Here is an 18,109-nt window from a genome sequence, read left to right on the forward strand (position 1 = left end):
CGCGCGCGCGGTGGTTGCGGGGGCCCGCCGGTCTGGGGGGGGGGGGGGGGTGGGGGGGGGGGGGGGGGGGGCCCGCCGCCCCCCCGCCCCTCCGCGTGCGCTCAGTGCGTCTCGACGCCCAGGACCGTCGCCTCCAGATACTGCTCGGGCCGTTCGTACTGGGCGACGTCGTCCGGGTTGTAGCGGGGCGTCTGCCGGGACCAGTCGAGGTTTCCGCGCATCCAGCTGCGCATCCCGTCCAGATACGGCCGCAGCATCGGGGCGAGCTCCGGATAGGCGGCCAGCAGCTCCGCCTCCGCGTGGAGGAAGCGCTCGGTCTCGGTGGCGATCCGCGCGCAGACGTGCTCCAGCGCCTCCTGCTTGCCGTGACCGCGGTGGTGGCGGACCAGGTGGACGAGGTTGTGGATCTCGCCGAGGACCTGCTCCTTCTCGTACGAGTACACGTCGTTGGCCCAGCACACGACGTTGCAGGAGGCTTCCAGCGCCGTGATGAAGCGCGGATCGTTGTGGATCGACTGGGGGGCCTCGATGCCCTCCACGATCTCTATGAGGTCCATGCAGACGTGTATCGCGCCGGTGTGGCGGCGCTTCTCGATGTAGGTGTCCTCCGCCGGGACGACGCCGGCGGCGCGGTTGCCGGCCTCCCAGGTGGTGGCCGTCGTGAGGTAGGTGATCAGATGCCAGGCGAACCGCCGCCGCCAGTGGACCGCCGCCGTCGGTGTGGTGCGTTCCCACAGGTCGATGAGGGCGACGACGGCGGCGGGCAGCTCCTCGTTCTCCAGGACGCCGGTGCGGCGGCCCTCGACCACGTTCTGCATCAGCGCGACCACATCGCGCACCCGCTCGGGGCTGCGGCCGAGGTGGCCGTCGTCGAGCTGGTCGTCGACCAGGAACAGCCAGACGAACCAGTCCGCCACGAGGTCCAGCTTCTCGCTGTCCGCCGTCGGGTAGACCATGCCGACGAAGGCGCCGAAGTCCGCCTGCTCGAAGCGCTCCCGGGCCGAATCCCGGTGCACCAGACCGGTCTTGCGCGTCCAGCGGTCCAGGTGGTCCCGGACGTGCGGCACGTGCGGATTGGTCTGCGGGACGAACGGGCAGTAAATGTCCGGAAGTTGGCTGTCCACGGGCGGCACGTGATCCTCTCCGGTCGTGTGTGCGGCGCGAGTTGGGGGCCGCGCCGCCTGTTGATCCGGGGCATTGGGGAGACCCGCGGGACCTGCGCGTTTGAAGCTACCTGACCCCCAGTCACCAGGTCCAGAGGGGATGATCACGAATGATTCGCACGCCCGTCGGGTAGGGTCTGCGAGCAAGGCAGGTTCCCCTTGCCCGGGACTCCCGAGATGTGTTCCCTTGGAGGAACATACGAACGAGGGAGTCGTTTGCTGTGTCTTCATGGAAGCGACCTGCGCCGTTTCGTATGAAAAAATGAGTCTTATGCGTTTTCTTGAGCCCGGCACCGGTCGCTACACAGAGTCCCCGTCCGTCCCGTACGACCTCACGTACGACGACGTCTTCATGGTTCCGGGCAGGTCGTCGGTCGGATCGCGCCAGGGCGTCGACCTGGCCTCGCCCGACGGCACCGGCACCACCATCCCCCTCGTCGTGGCGAACATGACCGCCATCGCCGGCCGCCGGATGGCCGAGACCGTCGCCCGCCGCGGCGGCCTCGTCGTCATCCCGCAGGACATCCCGATCGAGGTCGTGACCGACGTCATCGGCTGGGTCAAGACCCGCCACCTGGTGCTCGACACCCCGATCGTGCTGGCCCCCGGCCAGACCGTCGCCGACGCCCTGTCGCTGCTGCCCAAGCGCGCCCACGGCGCCGGTGTGGTCGTGGACGCCGACGGGCGGCCCGTCGGCGTGGTCACCGACCACGACCTGACCGGTGTCGACCGCTTCACCCAGCTGACCGAGGTCATGTCCAAGGACCTGCTCCTGCTGGACGCGGACATCGACCCGCGCGACGCCTTCAACAAGCTCGACGGCGCCAACCGCAAGCTCGCCCCCGCCGTGGACGCCGAGGGCAAGCTCGTCGGCATCCTCACCCGCAAGGCCGCGCTGCGCGCCACCCTCTACACCCCGGCCACCGACGGAGCGGGCAAGCTGCGGATCGCGGCCGCCGTCGGCATCAACGGAGACGTCGCGGGCAAGGCCAAGCAGCTGCTCGACGCCGGGGCCGACACCCTCGTCGTCGACACCGCGCACGGCCACCAGGAGTCGATGATCAGCGCCGTCCGCGCCGTCCGCGCCCTCGACCCCCGGGTGCCGATCGTGGCGGGCAACATCGTCGCCGCCGAAGGGGTCCGCGACCTCATCGAGGCCGGCGCGGACATCATCAAGGTCGGGGTCGGTCCCGGCGCCATGTGCACCACCCGCATGATGACCGGCGTGGGCCGCCCGCAGTTCTCCGCCGTTCTGGAGTGCGCGGCCGAGGCGAAGAAGTACGGCAAGCACGTCTGGGCCGACGGCGGCGTCCGCCACCCCCGCGATGTCGCCATGGCCCTCGCCGCCGGCGCGTCGAACGTCATGATCGGCTCCTGGTTCGCCGGCACCTACGAGTCCCCCGGCGACCTCCAGCAGTCCGCCGACGGACGCTTCTACAAGGAGTCCTTCGGCATGGCGTCCGCGCGCGCCGTGAAGAACCGCACCTCCGACGAGTCGGCGTACGACCGCGCCCGCAAGGCGCTCTTCGAGGAGGGCATCTCCACCTCGCGGATGTTCCTGGACCCGGCCCGCCCCGGCGTCGAGGACCTGATCGACTCGATCATCGCGGGCGTGCGCTCCTCCTGCACCTACGCCGGTGCGGCCTCCCTCGCCGAGTTCGCCGAGAAGGCTGTCGTCGGGGTGCAGAGCGCCGCCGGTTACGCGGAGGGCAAGCCGCTGCACGCCAGCTGGAGTTGATCCCGCGCTAGCGCAACCCTCGCGCCCCTTCCGGCCGTTCGTGCCGGAAGGGGCGCCGTCGTGTGCGCCCGCGGTGATCCGCGGGGCGTGGCCGGAAGTGGCGGGCGGCGCGCCTCGGAGCCGTACCAACTCCCCGGGATGATAAGTAACATGAATTGCTTTCAGTTACTCGCCCCTCTCCGGTAAGGGATCCCATGTCCTTCTTCACCGAACTGGCCCAGCAGTACATCGACGGAGAGTGGAGGCCGGGGAAGGGGTCCTGGGACATCGTCGACTTCAACCCGTACGACGGGGAGAAGCTCGCCTCCATCACCGTCGCCACGGCCGACGAGGTGGACCGGGCCTACCGCGCCGCCGAGTCCGCCCAGCGGGCCTGGGCGGACACCAACCCCTACGCCCGCCGGGCCGTCCTGGAGAAGGCGCTGCGCCTCGTCGAGGAGCGCGAGGACGCCATCGCGGACGCGATCGTCGCGGAGCTGGGCGGCACCCGGCTGAAGGCCGCCTTCGAACTGCACCTGGCCAAGGAGTTCCTGCGCGAGGCCGCTGTCCTGGCGCTGCGCTCCACCGGACAGATCCTGCCCTCCCCGACCCCGGGCAAGGAGAACCGCGTCTACCGCCTCCCGGCCGGGGTCGTCGGCGTCATCAGCCCCTTCAACTTCCCCTTCCTGCTCTCCCTGAAGTCGGTGGCGCCCGCCCTCGCCCTGGGCAACGCCGTCGTCCTCAAACCCCACCAGAACACCCCCGTCTGCGGTGGCACCCTGGTGGCCAAGATCTTCGAGGACGCCGGACTTCCGGCCGGCCTGCTCAACGTCCTGGTCACCGACATCGCGGAGATCGGCGACGCGCTGCTGGAGCACCCCGTCCCGCAGGTCATCTCCTTCACCGGCTCCGACAAGGTCGGCCGCCACGTCGCCACGGTCTGCGCGGCGCACCTCAAGCGCGCCGTGCTCGAACTCGGCGGCAACAGCGCGCTGATCGTCCTGGACGACGCCGACGTGGACTACGCCGTCGACGCGGCGGTCTTCAGCCGGTACGTGCACCAGGGGCAGGTCTGCATGGCCGCCAACCGCATCCTCGTGGACCGGGCGGTGGAGCGGGAGTTCACCGAGAAGTTCGTCGCCAAGGTCGCCTCCCTGCGCGTCGGCGACCCGGCCGACCCCGCCACCCAGATCGGCCCGCTGATCAACTCCACCCAGGCCGAGGCGATATCCGCGCTCGTCGACCGGACCGTCGCGGACGGGGCGACGGCCCTGCTGCACGGCCGGGCCGAGGGCAACCTCGTCAGCCCCTCCGTCCTCACCGGCCTGCCCGCCGACTCCCCGGTCCTCTCCCAGGAGATCTTCGGCCCGGTCGCCCTCCTGGTGCCCTTCGACGGCGAGGACGAGGCCGTCCGGATCGCCAACGACACCCCCTACGGCCTCAGCGGCGCCGTGCACACCGGCAGCGTCGAGCGCGGCGTCCGGGTCGGGCAGCGCATCCGCACCGGCATGATCCACATCAACGACGGCACGGTCCACGACGAGCCCGTCGTCCCCTTCGGCGGCGAGAAGAACTCCGGGCTGGGACGGCTCAACGGCGACGCGATGCTGGACGCCTTCACCACCCAGAAGTGGATCTCCGTGCAGCACGGGCGCTCGCAGTTCCCGTTCTGATCCCGCGCCCCCGCGGTGAGCGCGCCCCGAGGGGCGGGCCGTGGTCTACTTCCGAGGGCGACACCGCCCGCCGGCCACCACGACCCGCCCCGCCGGGGCCCAGCGCAGAGAAGTGACCCGTACGACGTGCGACTGAACGACCTCGACGAACGCATCGTCCACGCCCTCGCGGAGGACGCCCGCCGCTCCTACGCGGACATCGGCGCCCTCATCGGGCTCTCCGCCCCCGCCGTGAAACGCCGGGTGGACCGGCTCCGCGCCGAAGGGGCCATCACCGGGTTCACCGTCCGGGTCGACCCCGCCGCGCTCGGCTGGGAGACCGAGGGGTACATCGAGATCTACTGCCGCCGCAACACCTCCCCGGAGTCGATCAAGCAGGGCCTGGCCCGCTACCCCGAGGTCGCCTCGGCCTCCACCGTGACCGGCGACGCCGACGCCCTGGTCCAGGTCTTCGCCGCGGACATGCGCCACTTCGAGCAGGTGCTGGAGCGGATCGCGGGCGAGCCGTACGTCGAGCGGACCAAGTCCGTCCTGGTGCTCTCACCCCTCCTGCGGCGCTACTCCTCGGGCTCGCCCGGCTAGCCCTCGGCGCTGCTTCTCGGGCCCGCCCGGCCAGCCCTCCCCGCCCCGCAGGCCCCCCGCGCAACGAATCACCGCACCCGCCCGATCACACGCAACGGATCGACGGTCGGCGCGCAACGCTCGCGCCTTGTCCGGGGCGAATCGCGGAACGTACCGTCAGTACGTCTCCCCGCCCCGCCCGCATTGTTCGAGGTCAGCCATGCCGTCGTTGCGTACCGCCCTGCTCCAGGGCACCGGAACCCCGGGCCGTGTCGCCGGGTCCCTCGACGCGCTCGACGAGGCCGCCGGCCGGGCCGCCGCCGCGGGCGCCCGGCTCCTCGTCTGCCCCGAGATGTATCTCACCGGCTACGCCATCGGCGACGACGTGCCCCGGCTGGCCGAGGCCGCCGACGGGCCCTCCGCCCGCGCCGTCGCCGCGATCGCCGCGCGGCACGGGCTCGCCGTCGCCTACGGATACCCGGAACGCGACGGCGAGACCCTGTACAACGCCGTCCAGCTCCTCTCCGCCGACGGCAGCCCGCTCGCCCATTACCGCAAGACCCATCTCTACGGGGAGTTCGAGGAGCGCTGGTTCACCCCCGGCGACCGGCCCGTCGTCCAGGCCGAGGTGGACGGCGTCCGGGTCGGACTGCTCATCTGCTACGACGTCGAGTTCCCGGAGAACGTACGGGCACACGCGCTGGCTTGCACCGATCTGCTGCTGGTGCCCACCGCGCTGATGCACCCCTACGCCTTCGTCGCCCAGTCGCTCGTCCCGGTCCGCGCCTTCGAGAACCAGCTCTACGTCGCCTACGCCAACCGCACCGGCACCGAGGGCGCCTTCTCGTTCACCGGACTCAGCTGCCTGGCCGGGCCCGACGGCACCGTCCGCGCCCGCGCCGGACACGGCACCGAACTCCTCGTCGGTGACGTCGACCCCGCGCTGCTGGCCGCCTCCCGGGACGCCAACCCCTACCTCCGCGACCGCCGGCCCGGCCTGTACGGCTCCCTCGTCTGAGCCCGCCGCCCACCTCTCTCCCCCTTCTTTTCCCGCAAGGAGCCCGCACCCCATGACCGCCGTGCCCCCCGCCGTCCAGCACACCGAGGAAGCGGCCCCGCCGATCACCATGTTCGGCCCGGACTTCCCGTACGCGTACGACGACTACCTCGCGCACCCGGCGGGACTGGGCCAGATACCGGCGACCGAGCACGGCAGCGAGGTGGCCGTCATCGGCGGCGGGCTCTCCGGCATCGTCACCGCCTACGAACTGATGAAGATGGGGCTGCGGCCCGTCGTCTACGAGGCCGACCGCATCGGCGGACGGCTGCGCACCGTCGAGTTCGAGGGCTGCGGCACCGACGGAGAGCCTCTCACCGCCGAGATGGGCGCCATGCGCTTCCCGCCCTCCTCGACCGCGCTCCAGCACTACATCGACCTGGTCGGCCTGGAGACGAAGCCGTTCCCCAACCCGCTCTCCCCGGCCACCCCCTCCACCGTCGTGGACCTCAAGGGCGAGTCGCACTACGCCCGCACCATCGACGAGCTCCCGCAGGTCTACCGCGAGGTGATGGACGCCTGGAACCGCTGCCTGGAGGAGGGCGCCGACTTCTCCGACATGAACCGGGCCCTGCGCGAACGCGACGTTCCCACGATCCGCGCGATCTGGGCCCGGCTGGTCGAGAAGCTCGACAACCAGACCTTCTACGGATTCCTCTGCGACTCCGACGCCTTCACGTCCTTCCGGCACCGCGAGATCTTCGGCCAGGTCGGCTTCGGCACCGGCGGCTGGGACACCGACTTCCCCAACTCCATCCTGGAGATCCTGCGCGTCGTCTACACCGAGGCCGACGACCACCACCGCTCCATCGTCGGCGGCAGCCAGCAGCTCCCGCAGCGCCTCTGGGAACGCGAACCGCGCAAGATCGTCCACTGGCCGCTCGGCACCTCGCTGGCCTCGCTGCACGACGGCGCCCCGCGCGGTGCCGTCACCCGGCTGCACCGCACCGCCGGCAACCGGATCACCGTCACCGACGCCTCCGGAGACATCCGCACCTACCGCGCCGCCGTCTTCACCGGGCAGTCCTGGCTGCTGCTCTCCAAGATCGACTGCGACGACGCGCTCTTCCCCATCGACCACTGGACGGCGATGGAACGCACCCACTACATGGAGTCGTCCAAGCTCTTCGTCCCCGTCGACCGCCCGTTCTGGCTCGACAAGGACGAGAGGACCGGCCGCGACACCATGTCGATGACGCTGACCGACCGGATGACCCGGGGCACCTATCTCCTGGACGACGGCCCGGACCGCCCGGCCGCCATCTGCCTCTCCTACACCTGGTGCGACGACAGCCTGAAGTGGCTGCCGCTCTCGGCGGCCGAGCGCATGGACGTCATGCTCAAGTCGCTCGGCGAGATCTACCCGAACGTCGACATCCGGGGCCACATCACCGGCAACCCGGTCACCGTCTCCTGGGAGAACGAGCCCTGGTTCATGGGCGCGTTCAAGGCCAACCTGCCCGGCCACTACCGCTACCAGCGGCGGCTGTTCACCCACTTCATGCAGGACCGGCTGCCCGCCGACAAGCGGGGACTGTTCCTGGCCGGCGACGACATCTCCTGGACGGCCGGCTGGGCCGAGGGGGCCGTCCAGACCGCGCTCAACGCCGTCTGGGGCGTGATGACCCAGTTCGGCGGCGCGACCGACACGACCAACCCCGGCCCCGGCGACGTCTTCGACGAGATCGCCCCCGTCGAACTCCCGGAGGACTGAGCCCAGGCCGCGCGCCCGGGGGCCGACGCCCCCGGGGCCTTTCGCTACGCGGGCCGGCAGACGCTGCGCTGCCGGCCCAGGCCCGCGATCTCGACCTCCATCACATCGCCGGCCGCCAGATACGGGAACCGCCCGGACAACGCCACGCCCTGCGGCGTCCCCGTGTTGATGACATCGCCCGGCTCCAGCACCAGGTACTGCGACAGATGGTGCACCAGATGCGCCACGCTGAAGATCATGTCCGCGGTGGAGGAGTCCTGGCGGGCCTCACCGTTGACGAAGCTCCGCAGCCGCAGCGCCTGCGGGTCGCCCACCTCGTCGGCCGTCACCAGCACCGGACCCAGCGGGTTGAAGGTCGCGCAGCTCTTGCCCTTGGACCACTGGCCGCCCGACTCCTCCAGCTGGAAGGCGCGCTCGGAGACGTCGTTGCTCACCGCGTAGCCCGCGATGTGGGCGGCGGCGTCGGCGGGGGAGTCCAGATAGGAGGCCCGCCGCCCGATCACCACGGCCAGCTCCACCTCCCAGTCGGTCTTCTTCGAGCCGCGCGGGATCAGCACGTCGTCGTACGGACCGACCACCGTGTTCGGCGACTTGTAGAAGAGGATCGGCTGCTCGGGCGGTTCGGCACCGGACTCCGCGGCGTGGGCCGCGTAGTTCTGCCCGATGCACAGCAGTGCGGAGGGCCGGGCCACCGGGGCGCCGACGCGCTGCCCGGTGATGTCGGTCTCCGGGAGCTTCGGCTCGGCGGGGATCAGGTGCGGGTGGTCGGCGAGCGCCGCGAGGAAGGCGCCGTCGATGTCGTCGGTGACGCCCGACAGATCGTAGTGACGGCCTTCGGGACAGACGGCGACGGGGCGCTCGTGGCCCGGCTCGCCGACGCGCATCAGACGCATGGGGGATCTCCTGAGGGTACGGGGATGAGGGGGACAGGGGTCAGTGCAGCCGGGCCAGGGCGTCGGCGGTGACGGCGTGCGCCGGGGGCCGCCCGGACAGCAGCCGCAGCACCTCGTCCACGGCGCTGGTGCCGAGCCGCTGCCGGCACTCCACGCTGCCCGCCGCCTGATGGGGTGTCAGCAGCACGTTCGGCAGCGACCGGAAGGGGTGGTCCACCGGCAGCGGCTCGGCGTCGAACACGTCGATCGCCGCGTCCAGCCGCCCCGAGGCCAGCTCCGCCAGCAGCGCGTCCTCGTCCACCAGCCAGGACCTGGCCGTGTTCACCAGCCCCGCACCGTCCGGCATCAGGGCCAACTGCCGCGCCCCGAGCATCCGGTGGGTCTCCTCGGTGACCGGGGCGTGCACGGCCACGATCCTGCTGTGCGTGAGCAGCGTCTCCAGGGGCACGGACGCCACCCCCAGCTCCCGGGCGTCCGCCTCCGACAGGAACGGATCGGTGACGCTCACCCGCGCGCCCATCGCCCGCACCAGCGCGATGTAGGCCCGGCCGGTCCGTGAGGCGCCGATCACCCCGATCTCGCTGCCGTGGATCTCGTGGCGCGGCGGGGCCTCGCTCGCCGCCGCCCAGTCCAGCCCGGAGCGCAGCGCGTGGTCGAAGCGGTGGACGCGGTGGAGCAGCGCCAGGGTGAAGGCGAGCGCGACCTCGGCGACCGGACGGGCCATCTCGTCCCCGGCCTGGGTGACCCGCACCCCGCGCCGGAACACGTCCTCGGTCACATAGGGGGCCACCGCCGAACCGGTGTGGGCGACCAGCTCCAGCCGGTCCCCGGCGTCCAGCAGCGCGGCGTCCACCTTCGGCGCGCCCCACGCGGTGATCAGCGCGCGGGCGCCGGGCAGGGCCGCCGCGACGGCCGCCCGGTCCCGGTGGTCGTCGACGACGACGAGACGGGCCGCGCGCTCCAGCTCGCGCCACACCGCGTCGGTGAAGAACTGCCCGCGCAGCCCCGGCGGCACGGCGACGACGACCCGGGGGCGGTCCCCGGCCGCCGACTCAGGAGAGCCAGTCATCGAGGTGCTCCGCGACGAAGGCGTCGTCGGTCAGCCAGGGGTAGGCGGCACAGACCCGGGAGATCTCCTCGGCCTGCCCCGGCGAGAGCGTCTCGGCAGGGTCCAGGCACCGGATGGTGGAGAGCAGGCCCTGCCGGCGCAGCACCTCGTGGACCCCGGCGATGCAGCCGCGGAAGGCGCCGCGCACATCGAAGACGGCGCTGTTGGCGTCGGTCAGCTCCGGGCGGCGGGCCAGACAGCGGACCATCGCCTCGTGGTCCCCGGCGCGGGCCCGCCGCACGTCCTCCAGCAGGACCGCCGCGGAGCGCGTCCACACCGCCCACTGGCCGAGCAGCCCGCCGGCGAACCAGCGCCGGGTACCGGCCGCCGTCTCGTACGGGGTCAGCAGATCGCCGATGATGTCGTCGTCGTTGCCGGTGTACAGGGCGACCTCGTCGGCCCGGTCGGCGGCGGCGACCGCGCGGACGACGTCGGCGGTGCGGTAGCGGTCGAAGGGGGCGATCTTCACCGCGACGGTGTTCGGCAGATCGGTGAACGCCGACCAGAAAGCGGGCGACAGATAGCGGCCGCCCACGGCCTCCTGGAGGTAGAAGCCGATGACCGGAAGGACCTCGCCGACCGCGCGGGCCCGGTCCAGCAGCCCCTTCTCGTCGGCTCCGGGGACGGCGGGGCTCAACAGCACCGCGTCGTAGCCCAGCGCGGCGGCGGTCTCGGCCTCGGCGACGGCCTGGGCGGTGTAGCCGCAGGCGCCGGCGACCTTCACGAAGGGCCGGCCCGCCTCGGCGTCGATGGTCTCGGCGGCCAGCTCCAGAACCGGGCGCAGCAGCCCGACCTCGCGATCGCGGATCTCGAACTGGGTGGTGTGCACGGCGACGGCCGCGCCGCCCGCGCCCGAGGCCAGGTAGTAGCGGGTGAGCGCGCGCTGGCGGCGCTCGTCGAACGTGCCGTCCTCGTGCAGGGCGAGCGGATGCGCCGGGATGGCCACGCCGTCGGCGAGCAGCTCCAGCGCGGGGGTGGACAGCGGGGTGGGGGAGGACATGGGGTGGATCAGAACCTTCCGTCGCGGACCTGGAACTTGGTGGGCTTGCCGGACAGCGGCAGTCCCCGGCGCAGCCAGTCCGCCTGCCAGGAGACGAGGGTGCGCAGCGGGACGTCCGGGTAGCCGAAGAGGGCGTGGCAGCGGCTCGCGTCGGAGAGCAGCGCGGTGGGGGCCTCCTCGCCGGCCAGGACCGGCTCCGCGCCGAACTCCGCGCCGAACCATCCGGCGAGGCGGCGCACCGAGGCGGTCTCGGGTCCGGTGAGGTTGAGGGTGAACGCCTCGCCCTCGGTGGCGTGGAGCAGGACGCGCAGGGCGACCTCGTTGGCGTACCCCTGCCAGACCACGTTCGCGTGGCCGGTCGTCACATCGACCGGCTCGCCGTTCATGACCCGGTGGGCGATGTCCGCGAGGACGCCGTAGCGCAGGTCCACCGCGTAGTTGAGGCGGATGTTGGCGACCTTGGTGGACCGGGTCAGGGCGGCGTGGTCGAAGATCCGCTCCCGGCCGAGGCAGGACATGGCGTACTCGCCGACCGGGCCGACCGGGTCGCTCTCGGTGCAGCCGCCGGAGGAGACGGGCACCAGCGGGTAGACGTTGCCGGTGGAGAACGCGGCGATCCGCGCCCCGGACCAGCGCCGGGCGACCCGGTCCGGCATGGCGGCGTTGACCGCCCAGGCGTGCGAAGGGGCTCCGGCGGAGCCGAACTTGGCGCCGACCATGAAGACGACGTTCCCGGCGTCCGGCAGGGCGGCCAGATCGGCGGCCGGGTCCATCAGGTCGAAGGCGACGGTACGGACCCCGGCGGCCTCCAGCTCCTCGGCCGCCGCCGGGTCCGACCAGCGGGAGACCGCGTACACGGCCAGGTCCGTGCGGCCCGCGGCGTCCAGCGCCCGGCGGGCCAGCCGGCACAGGCTCGGACCCATCTTGCCGCCCGCGCCGAGCACGAGCAGGTCGCCCTCCAGCCGGCCGAGATCGGCGATCAGTGCGGGGGAGGGGGTGGCGAGCCGCTCTTCGAGTGCGGCCTCATCGGTGAACACAGGTGTCTATCCCTTGATTCCGGACGCGGTGACGCCCTCGGTGAAGTAGCGCTGGCCCACCATGTACGCGGCGAAGATGGGCACGAACGCGATGACGGAGCCGGAGAGCACCACATTGAGCGGCACGTTCTGCTGCTGGAGCGAGGCGATGCCGACGGTCAGGGTGCGCATGTCGGTGGACTGGCCGATGACCAGCGGCCACAGGAAGTCGTTCCAGTGCCACAGGAAGACGAAGACGCCGAGCGTGGCGAGGATCGGCTTCAGCAGCGGCAGCACGATCCGGTAGAAGATCTGCCATTCGTTGCACCCGTCGAGCCGGGCCGCCTCGAACAGTTCGTCCGGCAACCCCTGGATGAACTGCCGCATCAGGAAGACCGCCTGGGCGTTGGCGAGGGTCGGCACGATCAGACCCCAGTAGGTGTCCACCCCGCCGAGCTTCGCGATCATCGCGAAGGTCGGGATCATCGTGACGTGGTACGGGACCATCACCATCGACAGGAACGACCAGAACATCGTCTCGCGGCCCGGGAAGCGCTTCTTGGCGAAGGCGTAGCCGGCGAGCGAGGCCAGCAGCAGCACGCCGACGACCGAGACGACGGAGTAGATCAGCGTGTTGAGCAGCCAGCGCGGCACGTCCTGGGCGCCCATGACGGTGTCGTACGCCTCGCCGGTCAGCGGCCACGGCAGCAGGCTGCCGGGGAAGTCGACGGCGGCCGACGGCTTCAGGGAGAGCACGACCATCGCGTAGAACGGGAAGACCGTGACCAGCGCGGCCACCGTCAGCAGGACGGCCCGGCCGATCCGGCCGGCCCGGGTGGGGCGCATGCCGTGCGGGACGGTGTCCTGCTCGGAGAGCTTGCGCAGCCGGCGCTCGGCGCGGCGCGCGGCCCGGTCCGGGGGCGCGGGGGCCGGCGCGGCGGGCGGGGCCTTCGTCTCGGCGGGGGCTGTCGTCATGGTGGTCACTGGTCCTTCCCGATCACGAGCCGCTGGATCACCGCGACCACGACGGTCAGCGCGAAGAGCGCGACGCCGATGGCGGAGGCGTAACCCAGGTCGAAGTACTTGAAGCCCGCGTCGTAGAGCTGGAAGACGAGCGTGTAGCTGGCGTTGGCGGGGCCGCCGCCGGTCATCGTGTACACGGCGTCGAAGACCTGGAAGGACGCCGTCGTCTCGATCACCGCGAGGAAGAACAGGGCGGGCTTGAGCTGCGGCAGCACGATGTACCGGAACCGCTGCCAGGGGCCGGCCCCGTCCGTGAGCGCGGCCTCCTCCAGTTCGCGCGGGATGTCCTGCATCCGGGCGAGCAGGATGAGCATCCCGTAGCCGAAGCGCGACCAGATCCCGACGAGCGCGAGCGCCGGCAGCACCAGCACGTCGTCGGAGAGCCAGGAGGACTCCGACAGGCCGATCCAGCCCATCACGGTGGACCAGGGACCGCCGGTCGAGAAGATCCACACGAAGACCGTCGCGGCGAGCACCAGCGAGGTGACGACCGGCAGGAAGAACACCGAGCGGAAGAACTTCGCGCCCCGGAACGCGCGCCGGGTGATCAGCGCCAGCGAGACCGAGGCGATCAGGGTGCCCGGCACGGCCAGCACGGTGTAGAGGACCGTGACCTTGAGCGCCTGCCAGAAGAGCGGGTCGTCCCAGAGACGGGTGAAGTTGTCCAGCCCGATGAAACTGCCGCCGCCGGTCAGCGAGTAGTCGGTGAAGCTCATCAGCACACCGGCGACGCCCGGACCGAACCGGAAGGCGAGGAACAGCAGGAAGCAGGGGAGGACGAAGAGCAGGCCGATCCGGGCCTCGCGGCGCGCCTGCGGCCCGCTGCGACGGCCCCGGCGGGTGGGTTCCGCGACGACTGCCACGGGGATCTCCTTGCGGTACGGGGGAATTGCGGGGGTCGGGGGGATCACCCCCGTGGGGTCGCGGGGCCGGACGGGCCGGCCCCGCGGCCTTCGGTCAGCGGCCGAGCATCGCCTGCGCGGCCTTCTGCGCGGCGTCCAGCGCGTCCTTCGGGCTCTTCTTGCCGAGCAGCGCCGCCTGGATCTCCGGGGCGAGCACGCCCTGGACCTCGCGCGCCTTGTCCTGGAGCGGGCCCACGGTCATGCTCGGCAGGGTCGCGCCCACGGCCTTCTGGAGCGCGTCGTCCGGGTAGAGGTCGCCGCCGGAGGTGCGGGCCGGGAAGTAGCCCGCGGCCTTCTGCAGCCCGGCCGCGTTCTTCGACTCGGCCACGAAGTTCAGCCAGTCGCCGGTGTTCTTCTTGTCGGCGCCCTTCAGCATCGACAGGGCGCCCACCGTGCCGTAGCCGACCGAGGCGGTCTCCTTCAGCGGCGGCCGGACGACGATGTTCTCCTTGCCCCAGAACGGCTCGACGTCCGCCGGGGTGTTCTGCCAGGTGCAGGCGATCTTGCCCTTGGCGGTCGGGGTCTGCTCCAGCTTGGGCGTGGTGGTCACCAGGTCCTTGTCGGTGTAGCCGCCGTCGACCAGCTTCTTCAGGTACGTCAGCGCCTTGACGCCGGCCGCGTCGTTGAAGGTGACGTTCTTGCCGTCCTCGGAGAAGACGTCGCCGCCCGCCTGCCACAGCAGCGGATAGAACGTCATGTTCAGGGTCTGCTGGGTGTCCCCGCTGTAGCTGGTGGCGTAGTAGCCCTTGTCCTTCAGCTTCGGCGCCAGCGCCTCCAGGTCGGCCCAGCTCGTCGGGTAGGTCTTCTCCCCGATCGCGTCGAACACGCGCTTGTCGCAGATCAGCGGGTTGGCACTGGTCAGGATCGGGGTGGCGAGCGCCTTGCCGTCGACCGTCACCGACTTCAGCGCGAAGTCCGTGTAGTCGGACTTCGCGTCGGCCGGCATGTAGTCGTCGGCCGGGACGATGCTCTTGGCGTACTTCGGCAGCTGGTCCGGAATCAGATAGACCGCGTCCGGGCCCTTGCCCGAGGCGATCGCGGTGGCCAGCGCGGTGTCGCGGTTGGCCCACGGGAAGGTCTCCACCTTCACCTTCACGCCCGCGTGCTCCTTCTCGAACGCCTTGATCAGACCGTCCCAGTACGCCTTGTTCTTGGCCTCGTCGAAGATGACCGGGTAGGTCCACATGGTGACGGTGTTGCCGTCGCCGCCGTCGCTGGAACAGCCGGCGAGCACCCCGGCGGCGAGCGAGGTGGCCACGACGGGGACCGCGAGGGCGCGCAGTCTGGAACGGCGGGAGATGCGGGACGTACGGGACATGAGGGGGTCCTCCGGGACATGAGGGTGGGAAGGAGAGGAGGTCAGTGCGCCGGGACCGTCTGGACGGTGCCGGTGTGCCGGGCGCGTTCGGCGGCGAAGGCCGCGAGATGGCTGCCCAGCGAGGTGGCGGGACCGGAGCGCACGGCCCCGGCGTCGCCGGTGGCGAGCGCGGTGACGAACGCCTCGACGAGCGCGGCGTCCCCGCCGCCGTGCCCGTCCGCCGCGTTCGAACCGGACGCGCCGAGTTCACGGACGGTGGTGGCGCCCGTCCGGAAGTCCTGCACGGTGACGCGCTCGCCGTCCCCGACGAGCCAGCCGTGCGAGCCGAAGATCCGGGTCTGGCGGTGGGTCTGCTCGGTGAACGCGACCATCTGGAAGGTCGCGGTCACCCCGCCCGTCAGCTCCATGGCCAGGACCTGGTGGTCGACCACGTCGTTGTCGCTCCGGTACACGCAGACCCCGTACGGGCCCTCGCGCAGGGCCTGGATCAGCCCCGCCTCGTCCGTCGCCTCGGTGACATGGGTGACCGGCCAGACCGCGCCCTTCTCCCGGATCGTGGGAAGGTACAGCTTCTGCGCGCTGTACGGGCAGCCCGGCTCGACCGCGCAGTCCAGGCACCGCTCGGCGGACCCGGCCGGGGCGTTCTCCGGCCGGAAGTGCTTCAGCCCGCCGAACCCGGTGACCTGCTCGATCCGGCCGCCCATCACGTACGTGATCCAGTCCAGGTCGTGGCAGGACTTGGCGAGCAGCATCGGGGAGGAGTCCTTCTCGCTGCGCCAGGGGCCGCGCACATAGCTGTGCGCGTAGTGCCACCAGCCGACCGGCTCCAGATGGTCGAGCGAGACGAGCTGCCCGAGCACCCCGGAGTCCACGACCTCCTTCACCAGGTCGGTGTACGGGGTGTACCGCATGACGTGGCACACCGCGAACAGGACACCGGCCCGCTCCACCCCCTCCACGATCCGGCGGGTCTCCTCCTCGGTCGGCGCGAGCGGCTTCTCGGCGAGGATCGCGTACCCGGCCTCCGCCAGGGCCAGGACCGGCTCCACGTGGTCGCGGTCCTGGGTGGCGACGATCACCGCGTCCGCGATGCGCTCCTCCACCAGGGGCCGCCAGTCGTCGAACTCCAGGGGAGCGCCGGCGGCGGCCCGCGCGGCGGGGCGCGGATCGGCGACGGCGACGAGTTCGGCGCGCTCGGGGTGCGCCTTGATCCACTCGGTGTACGTCAGACCGCGGTTGCCGGCGCCGACGAGCGCGATCCGGACGGGCCGGCCGGTGATCGGGGTGTGCGTGGTCACGGAAATCCCTGGTGGTCGGGGGTGTGCGAGGGGAAGGGGGCGGTGGGCGGTCAGAACCGCAGGGTGGCCGCGGTGTGGGCGATCCGGTCGCCCTCGTCCGGGACGGCGGTGCGCTCGGTGCCGTCCTCGACGCATCCGGTGTGCAGCAGATGACCGCCCGCGCCGAACGCCGCGGGGCGCAGTTCGAGCCGGCCGCCGGTGAAGGTGGAGCCCGTGGCCCGGTAGCGGTTGGTGCCGTCGGTGAGCCGGATGTGGGCGGTGGCCTTGTCGGTGGTGGAGTCGAGACCGCTCAGCCGCCAGTCGACGGTGCGGTCCGCGCCGGTGCGGGAGAGCAGGGCGCCCTCCTTGTTGGTGCCCGACAGCCGGGTGCCGTCGACGCGCAGCCGCTGGTCCTTCGCCGAGGTCAGCCTGAGCCCGGTGTCGCGCAGTTCGCCGCCGAGCACGGTGACGTCGGAGTGGGCGACGGAGACCGGGGCGGTGTTCTTGGACCCGGTCAGCGTGCACTGGTCGAGCACCAGCGGTCCGGTGCCGTTGAACACCGCGCCGTCCACGCCCTTCAGCACGCTGCCCCGGAGGGTCAGCGGGGCGGTGACGTTGGCCTGGGTGATCTCGGCGCCCGCCGCGAACGCGAACGAGGAGTCGGCGATCACATTGGGCCGGGCGGACAGGTCCGAGGCCCGCGAGACGATCAGCGGTCCGGTGGCCGTGCAGCCGCGCATCTGGACGCCGTCCGCGTTGACCCAGAGCATTCCGGAACCGGCCAGCGACTCCTTGCCGATGACCAGCACGTCCTCCAGCGTCAGATCGGTGATCTTGACCCGGGCGACGAACCAGGAGCAGGCGTGGCGCCGTACGGTGATGCGCTTGGCCCGTCCGCCCCAGGCCGCGCCCGAGTTGGCGAAGGTCATCAGCCCGGAGTTGCCGGTGTAGACGAGGTCGTGCTCGAACTGGCCGTGCGTGACGAAGGGGCCCTCGTCGTCACCGTCGCCGTGGCAGTTGGTGACATAGCAGTAGGCGGAGGCCGTGAAGTCGTTGAGGTGGCGGGCGTTGGAGGTGTGGCAGTCCTCCACGTGCCCGTAGAGGCAGTAGATCTGCTGGGTGAGGTAGCCGGCCCCGCCGTAGGTGACCGACTTCGGGTTGGTGAGCGAGCACCGCTCGGTGCGGAAGTACGTGCACCAGCGGCGCATCACCACGGGCCAGAAGGTGCCGATCGCCTCGATCCCCGAGACGTCGCAGCGCACCGCGTACTCGTAGGAGACCGGGTGCGAGCCGGTCATCTCGTCCTCGCCCCAGCCCTCGAAGACCATGTTGCGCACATGGGCGCGGTCCACCGGTTCGATCCGGGTCCAGGTCAGGGTGCGTCCGGCCGCCAGGTCCCAGCCGATCTGGTAGTTGACCCGGATGTGCGAGCCGTCCACGACCTCGGTGACCTGGACGAGGCGCTGGATCTCCTTCTCGTACTTCCCCGCCAGGGCGTTGATCTCGACGGCCCACCACTGGCCGACCGCGAACTTCGCTGAGTCCCCGACCTCGAAGAGGTCCGAGAGGTCCGGCATCGCCGCGCCCAGCGTGTGTTCGACGGTGGTGTCGGTGACGGTGCCGCGGAAGGAGAGGACGGCGCCGAAGGGGTTGTCGTGGGTGTTCTTCTCGATGCCGGTGGTGTGGA

At 71.4% G+C, this 18,109-nt stretch carries 15 protein-coding genes; 5 read left to right on the top strand and 10 right to left on the bottom strand.

The annotated features are described in order from the left end of the window. Positions 1-101: 101 nt before the first annotated feature. The gene (locus ACWCXC_RS36900) at positions 102-1,124 is read right to left on the bottom strand and encodes a terpene synthase family protein (RefSeq protein WP_450891764.1); all 1,023 of its coding nucleotides are present in this window, start codon (positions 1,122-1,124) and stop codon (positions 102-104) included. 310 nt (positions 1,125-1,434) lie between these two features. Here ACWCXC_RS36900 and ACWCXC_RS36905 point away from each other — a divergent pair, with 310 nt between their 5' ends. The 5 genes from ACWCXC_RS36905 to ACWCXC_RS36925 all read left to right on the top strand — a co-directional run bounded on the left by ACWCXC_RS36905 (position 1,435) and on the right by ACWCXC_RS36925 (position 7,885). Then, positions 1,435-2,901 (top strand): GuaB1 family IMP dehydrogenase-related protein, encoded by a 1,467-nt coding sequence (locus ACWCXC_RS36905; protein WP_450685635.1) that lies wholly within the window; start codon positions 1,435-1,437, stop codon positions 2,899-2,901. Between the two features lie 194 nt (positions 2,902-3,095). Then, positions 3,096-4,553, top strand: a complete 1,458-nt coding sequence (locus ACWCXC_RS36910) for an aldehyde dehydrogenase family protein (protein ID WP_450685636.1) — start codon at positions 3,096-3,098, stop codon at positions 4,551-4,553. 126 nt (positions 4,554-4,679) lie between these two features. Continuing rightward, entirely contained in the window at positions 4,680-5,135 is a 456-nt protein-coding gene (locus ACWCXC_RS36915; protein WP_383651229.1) for an Lrp/AsnC family transcriptional regulator, read from the top strand. Between the two features lie 199 nt (positions 5,136-5,334). After that, complete coding sequence (locus ACWCXC_RS36920; RefSeq protein ID WP_450685638.1) at positions 5,335-6,132, top strand: carbon-nitrogen hydrolase family protein; 798 nt, start codon at positions 5,335-5,337, stop codon at positions 6,130-6,132. 52 nt (positions 6,133-6,184) lie between these two features. Continuing rightward, positions 6,185-7,885, top strand: coding sequence for a flavin monoamine oxidase family protein (locus ACWCXC_RS36925; protein WP_450891765.1), 1,701 nt, complete (start codon positions 6,185-6,187; stop codon positions 7,883-7,885). 44 nt (positions 7,886-7,929) lie between these two features. On the opposite strand, the gene ACWCXC_RS36930 is transcribed toward ACWCXC_RS36925, so the two are convergent. From ACWCXC_RS36930 to ACWCXC_RS36970, 9 genes are all read right to left on the bottom strand, one after another. After that, the gene (locus ACWCXC_RS36930; protein ID WP_450891766.1) at positions 7,930-8,778 is read right to left on the bottom strand and encodes a fumarylacetoacetate hydrolase family protein; all 849 of its coding nucleotides are present in this window, start codon (positions 8,776-8,778) and stop codon (positions 7,930-7,932) included. Between the two features lie 40 nt (positions 8,779-8,818). Beyond that, on the bottom strand, positions 8,819-9,847 hold the full coding sequence (locus ACWCXC_RS36935) for a hydroxyacid dehydrogenase (RefSeq protein ID WP_450891767.1): 1,029 nt from the start codon (positions 9,845-9,847) through the stop codon (positions 8,819-8,821). Beyond that, a complete protein-coding gene (locus tag ACWCXC_RS36940) occupies positions 9,831-10,886 on the bottom strand; it encodes a dihydrodipicolinate synthase family protein (RefSeq protein WP_450891768.1) in 1,056 nt (351 codons plus the stop codon). The genes ACWCXC_RS36935 and ACWCXC_RS36940 overlap by 17 nt, the downstream gene beginning before the upstream one ends. Positions 10,887-10,894: 8 nt before the next feature. Then, on the bottom strand, positions 10,895-11,923 hold the full coding sequence (locus ACWCXC_RS36945; RefSeq protein WP_450685643.1) for an NAD-dependent epimerase/dehydratase family protein: 1,029 nt from the start codon (positions 11,921-11,923) through the stop codon (positions 10,895-10,897). A gap of 6 nt (positions 11,924-11,929) precedes the next feature. After that, positions 11,930-12,877: a carbohydrate ABC transporter permease gene (locus ACWCXC_RS36950; RefSeq protein WP_450685644.1), complete on the bottom strand. Its 948-nt coding sequence runs from the start codon at positions 12,875-12,877 to the stop codon at positions 11,930-11,932. Between the two features lie 5 nt (positions 12,878-12,882). Next, positions 12,883-13,788 (bottom strand): carbohydrate ABC transporter permease, encoded by a 906-nt coding sequence (locus ACWCXC_RS36955; RefSeq protein WP_383651237.1) that lies wholly within the window; start codon positions 13,786-13,788, stop codon positions 12,883-12,885. A gap of 94 nt (positions 13,789-13,882) precedes the next feature. Beyond that, positions 13,883-15,145 (bottom strand): ABC transporter substrate-binding protein, encoded by a 1,263-nt coding sequence (locus ACWCXC_RS36960; protein WP_450685645.1) that lies wholly within the window; start codon positions 15,143-15,145, stop codon positions 13,883-13,885. 41 nt (positions 15,146-15,186) lie between these two features. Then, positions 15,187-16,443: a Gfo/Idh/MocA family protein gene (locus ACWCXC_RS36965; protein ID WP_450891769.1), complete on the bottom strand. Its 1,257-nt coding sequence runs from the start codon at positions 16,441-16,443 to the stop codon at positions 15,187-15,189. A gap of 50 nt (positions 16,444-16,493) precedes the next feature. Further along, positions 16,494-18,109 (bottom strand): peptidase C14 (locus tag ACWCXC_RS36970; protein ID WP_450685647.1); only part of this gene is annotated, 1,616 nt, incomplete at its 5' end.

The organism is Streptomyces sp. NPDC001515 (genome assembly GCF_053597115.1).

What these genes read in the sequence shown, in the direction of transcription:
- ACWCXC_RS36905 (WP_450685635.1), top strand. Translation starts at nt 1,435, where the DNA reads ATGCGTTTTCTTGAGCCCGGCACCGGTCGCTACACAGAGTCCCCGTCC.
- ACWCXC_RS36910 (WP_450685636.1), top strand. Translation starts at nt 3,096, where the DNA reads ATGTCCTTCTTCACCGAACTGGCCCAGCAGTACATCGACGGAGAGTGG.
- ACWCXC_RS36920 (WP_450685638.1), top strand. Translation starts at nt 5,335, where the DNA reads ATGCCGTCGTTGCGTACCGCCCTGCTCCAGGGCACCGGAACCCCGGGC.
- ACWCXC_RS36925 (WP_450891765.1), top strand. Translation starts at nt 6,185, where the DNA reads ATGACCGCCGTGCCCCCCGCCGTCCAGCACACCGAGGAAGCGGCCCCG.
- ACWCXC_RS36930 (WP_450891766.1), bottom strand. Translation starts at nt 8,778, where the DNA reads ATGCGTCTGATGCGCGTCGGCGAGCCGGGCCACGAGCGCCCCGTCGCC.
- ACWCXC_RS36935 (WP_450891767.1), bottom strand. Translation starts at nt 9,847, where the DNA reads ATGACTGGCTCTCCTGAGTCGGCGGCCGGGGACCGCCCCCGGGTCGTC.
- ACWCXC_RS36940 (WP_450891768.1), bottom strand. Translation starts at nt 10,886, where the DNA reads ATGTCCTCCCCCACCCCGCTGTCCACCCCCGCGCTGGAGCTGCTCGCC.
- ACWCXC_RS36950 (WP_450685644.1), bottom strand. Translation starts at nt 12,877, where the DNA reads ATGACGACAGCCCCCGCCGAGACGAAGGCCCCGCCCGCCGCGCCGGCC.
- ACWCXC_RS36960 (WP_450685645.1), bottom strand. Translation starts at nt 15,145, where the DNA reads ATGTCCCGTACGTCCCGCATCTCCCGCCGTTCCAGACTGCGCGCCCTC.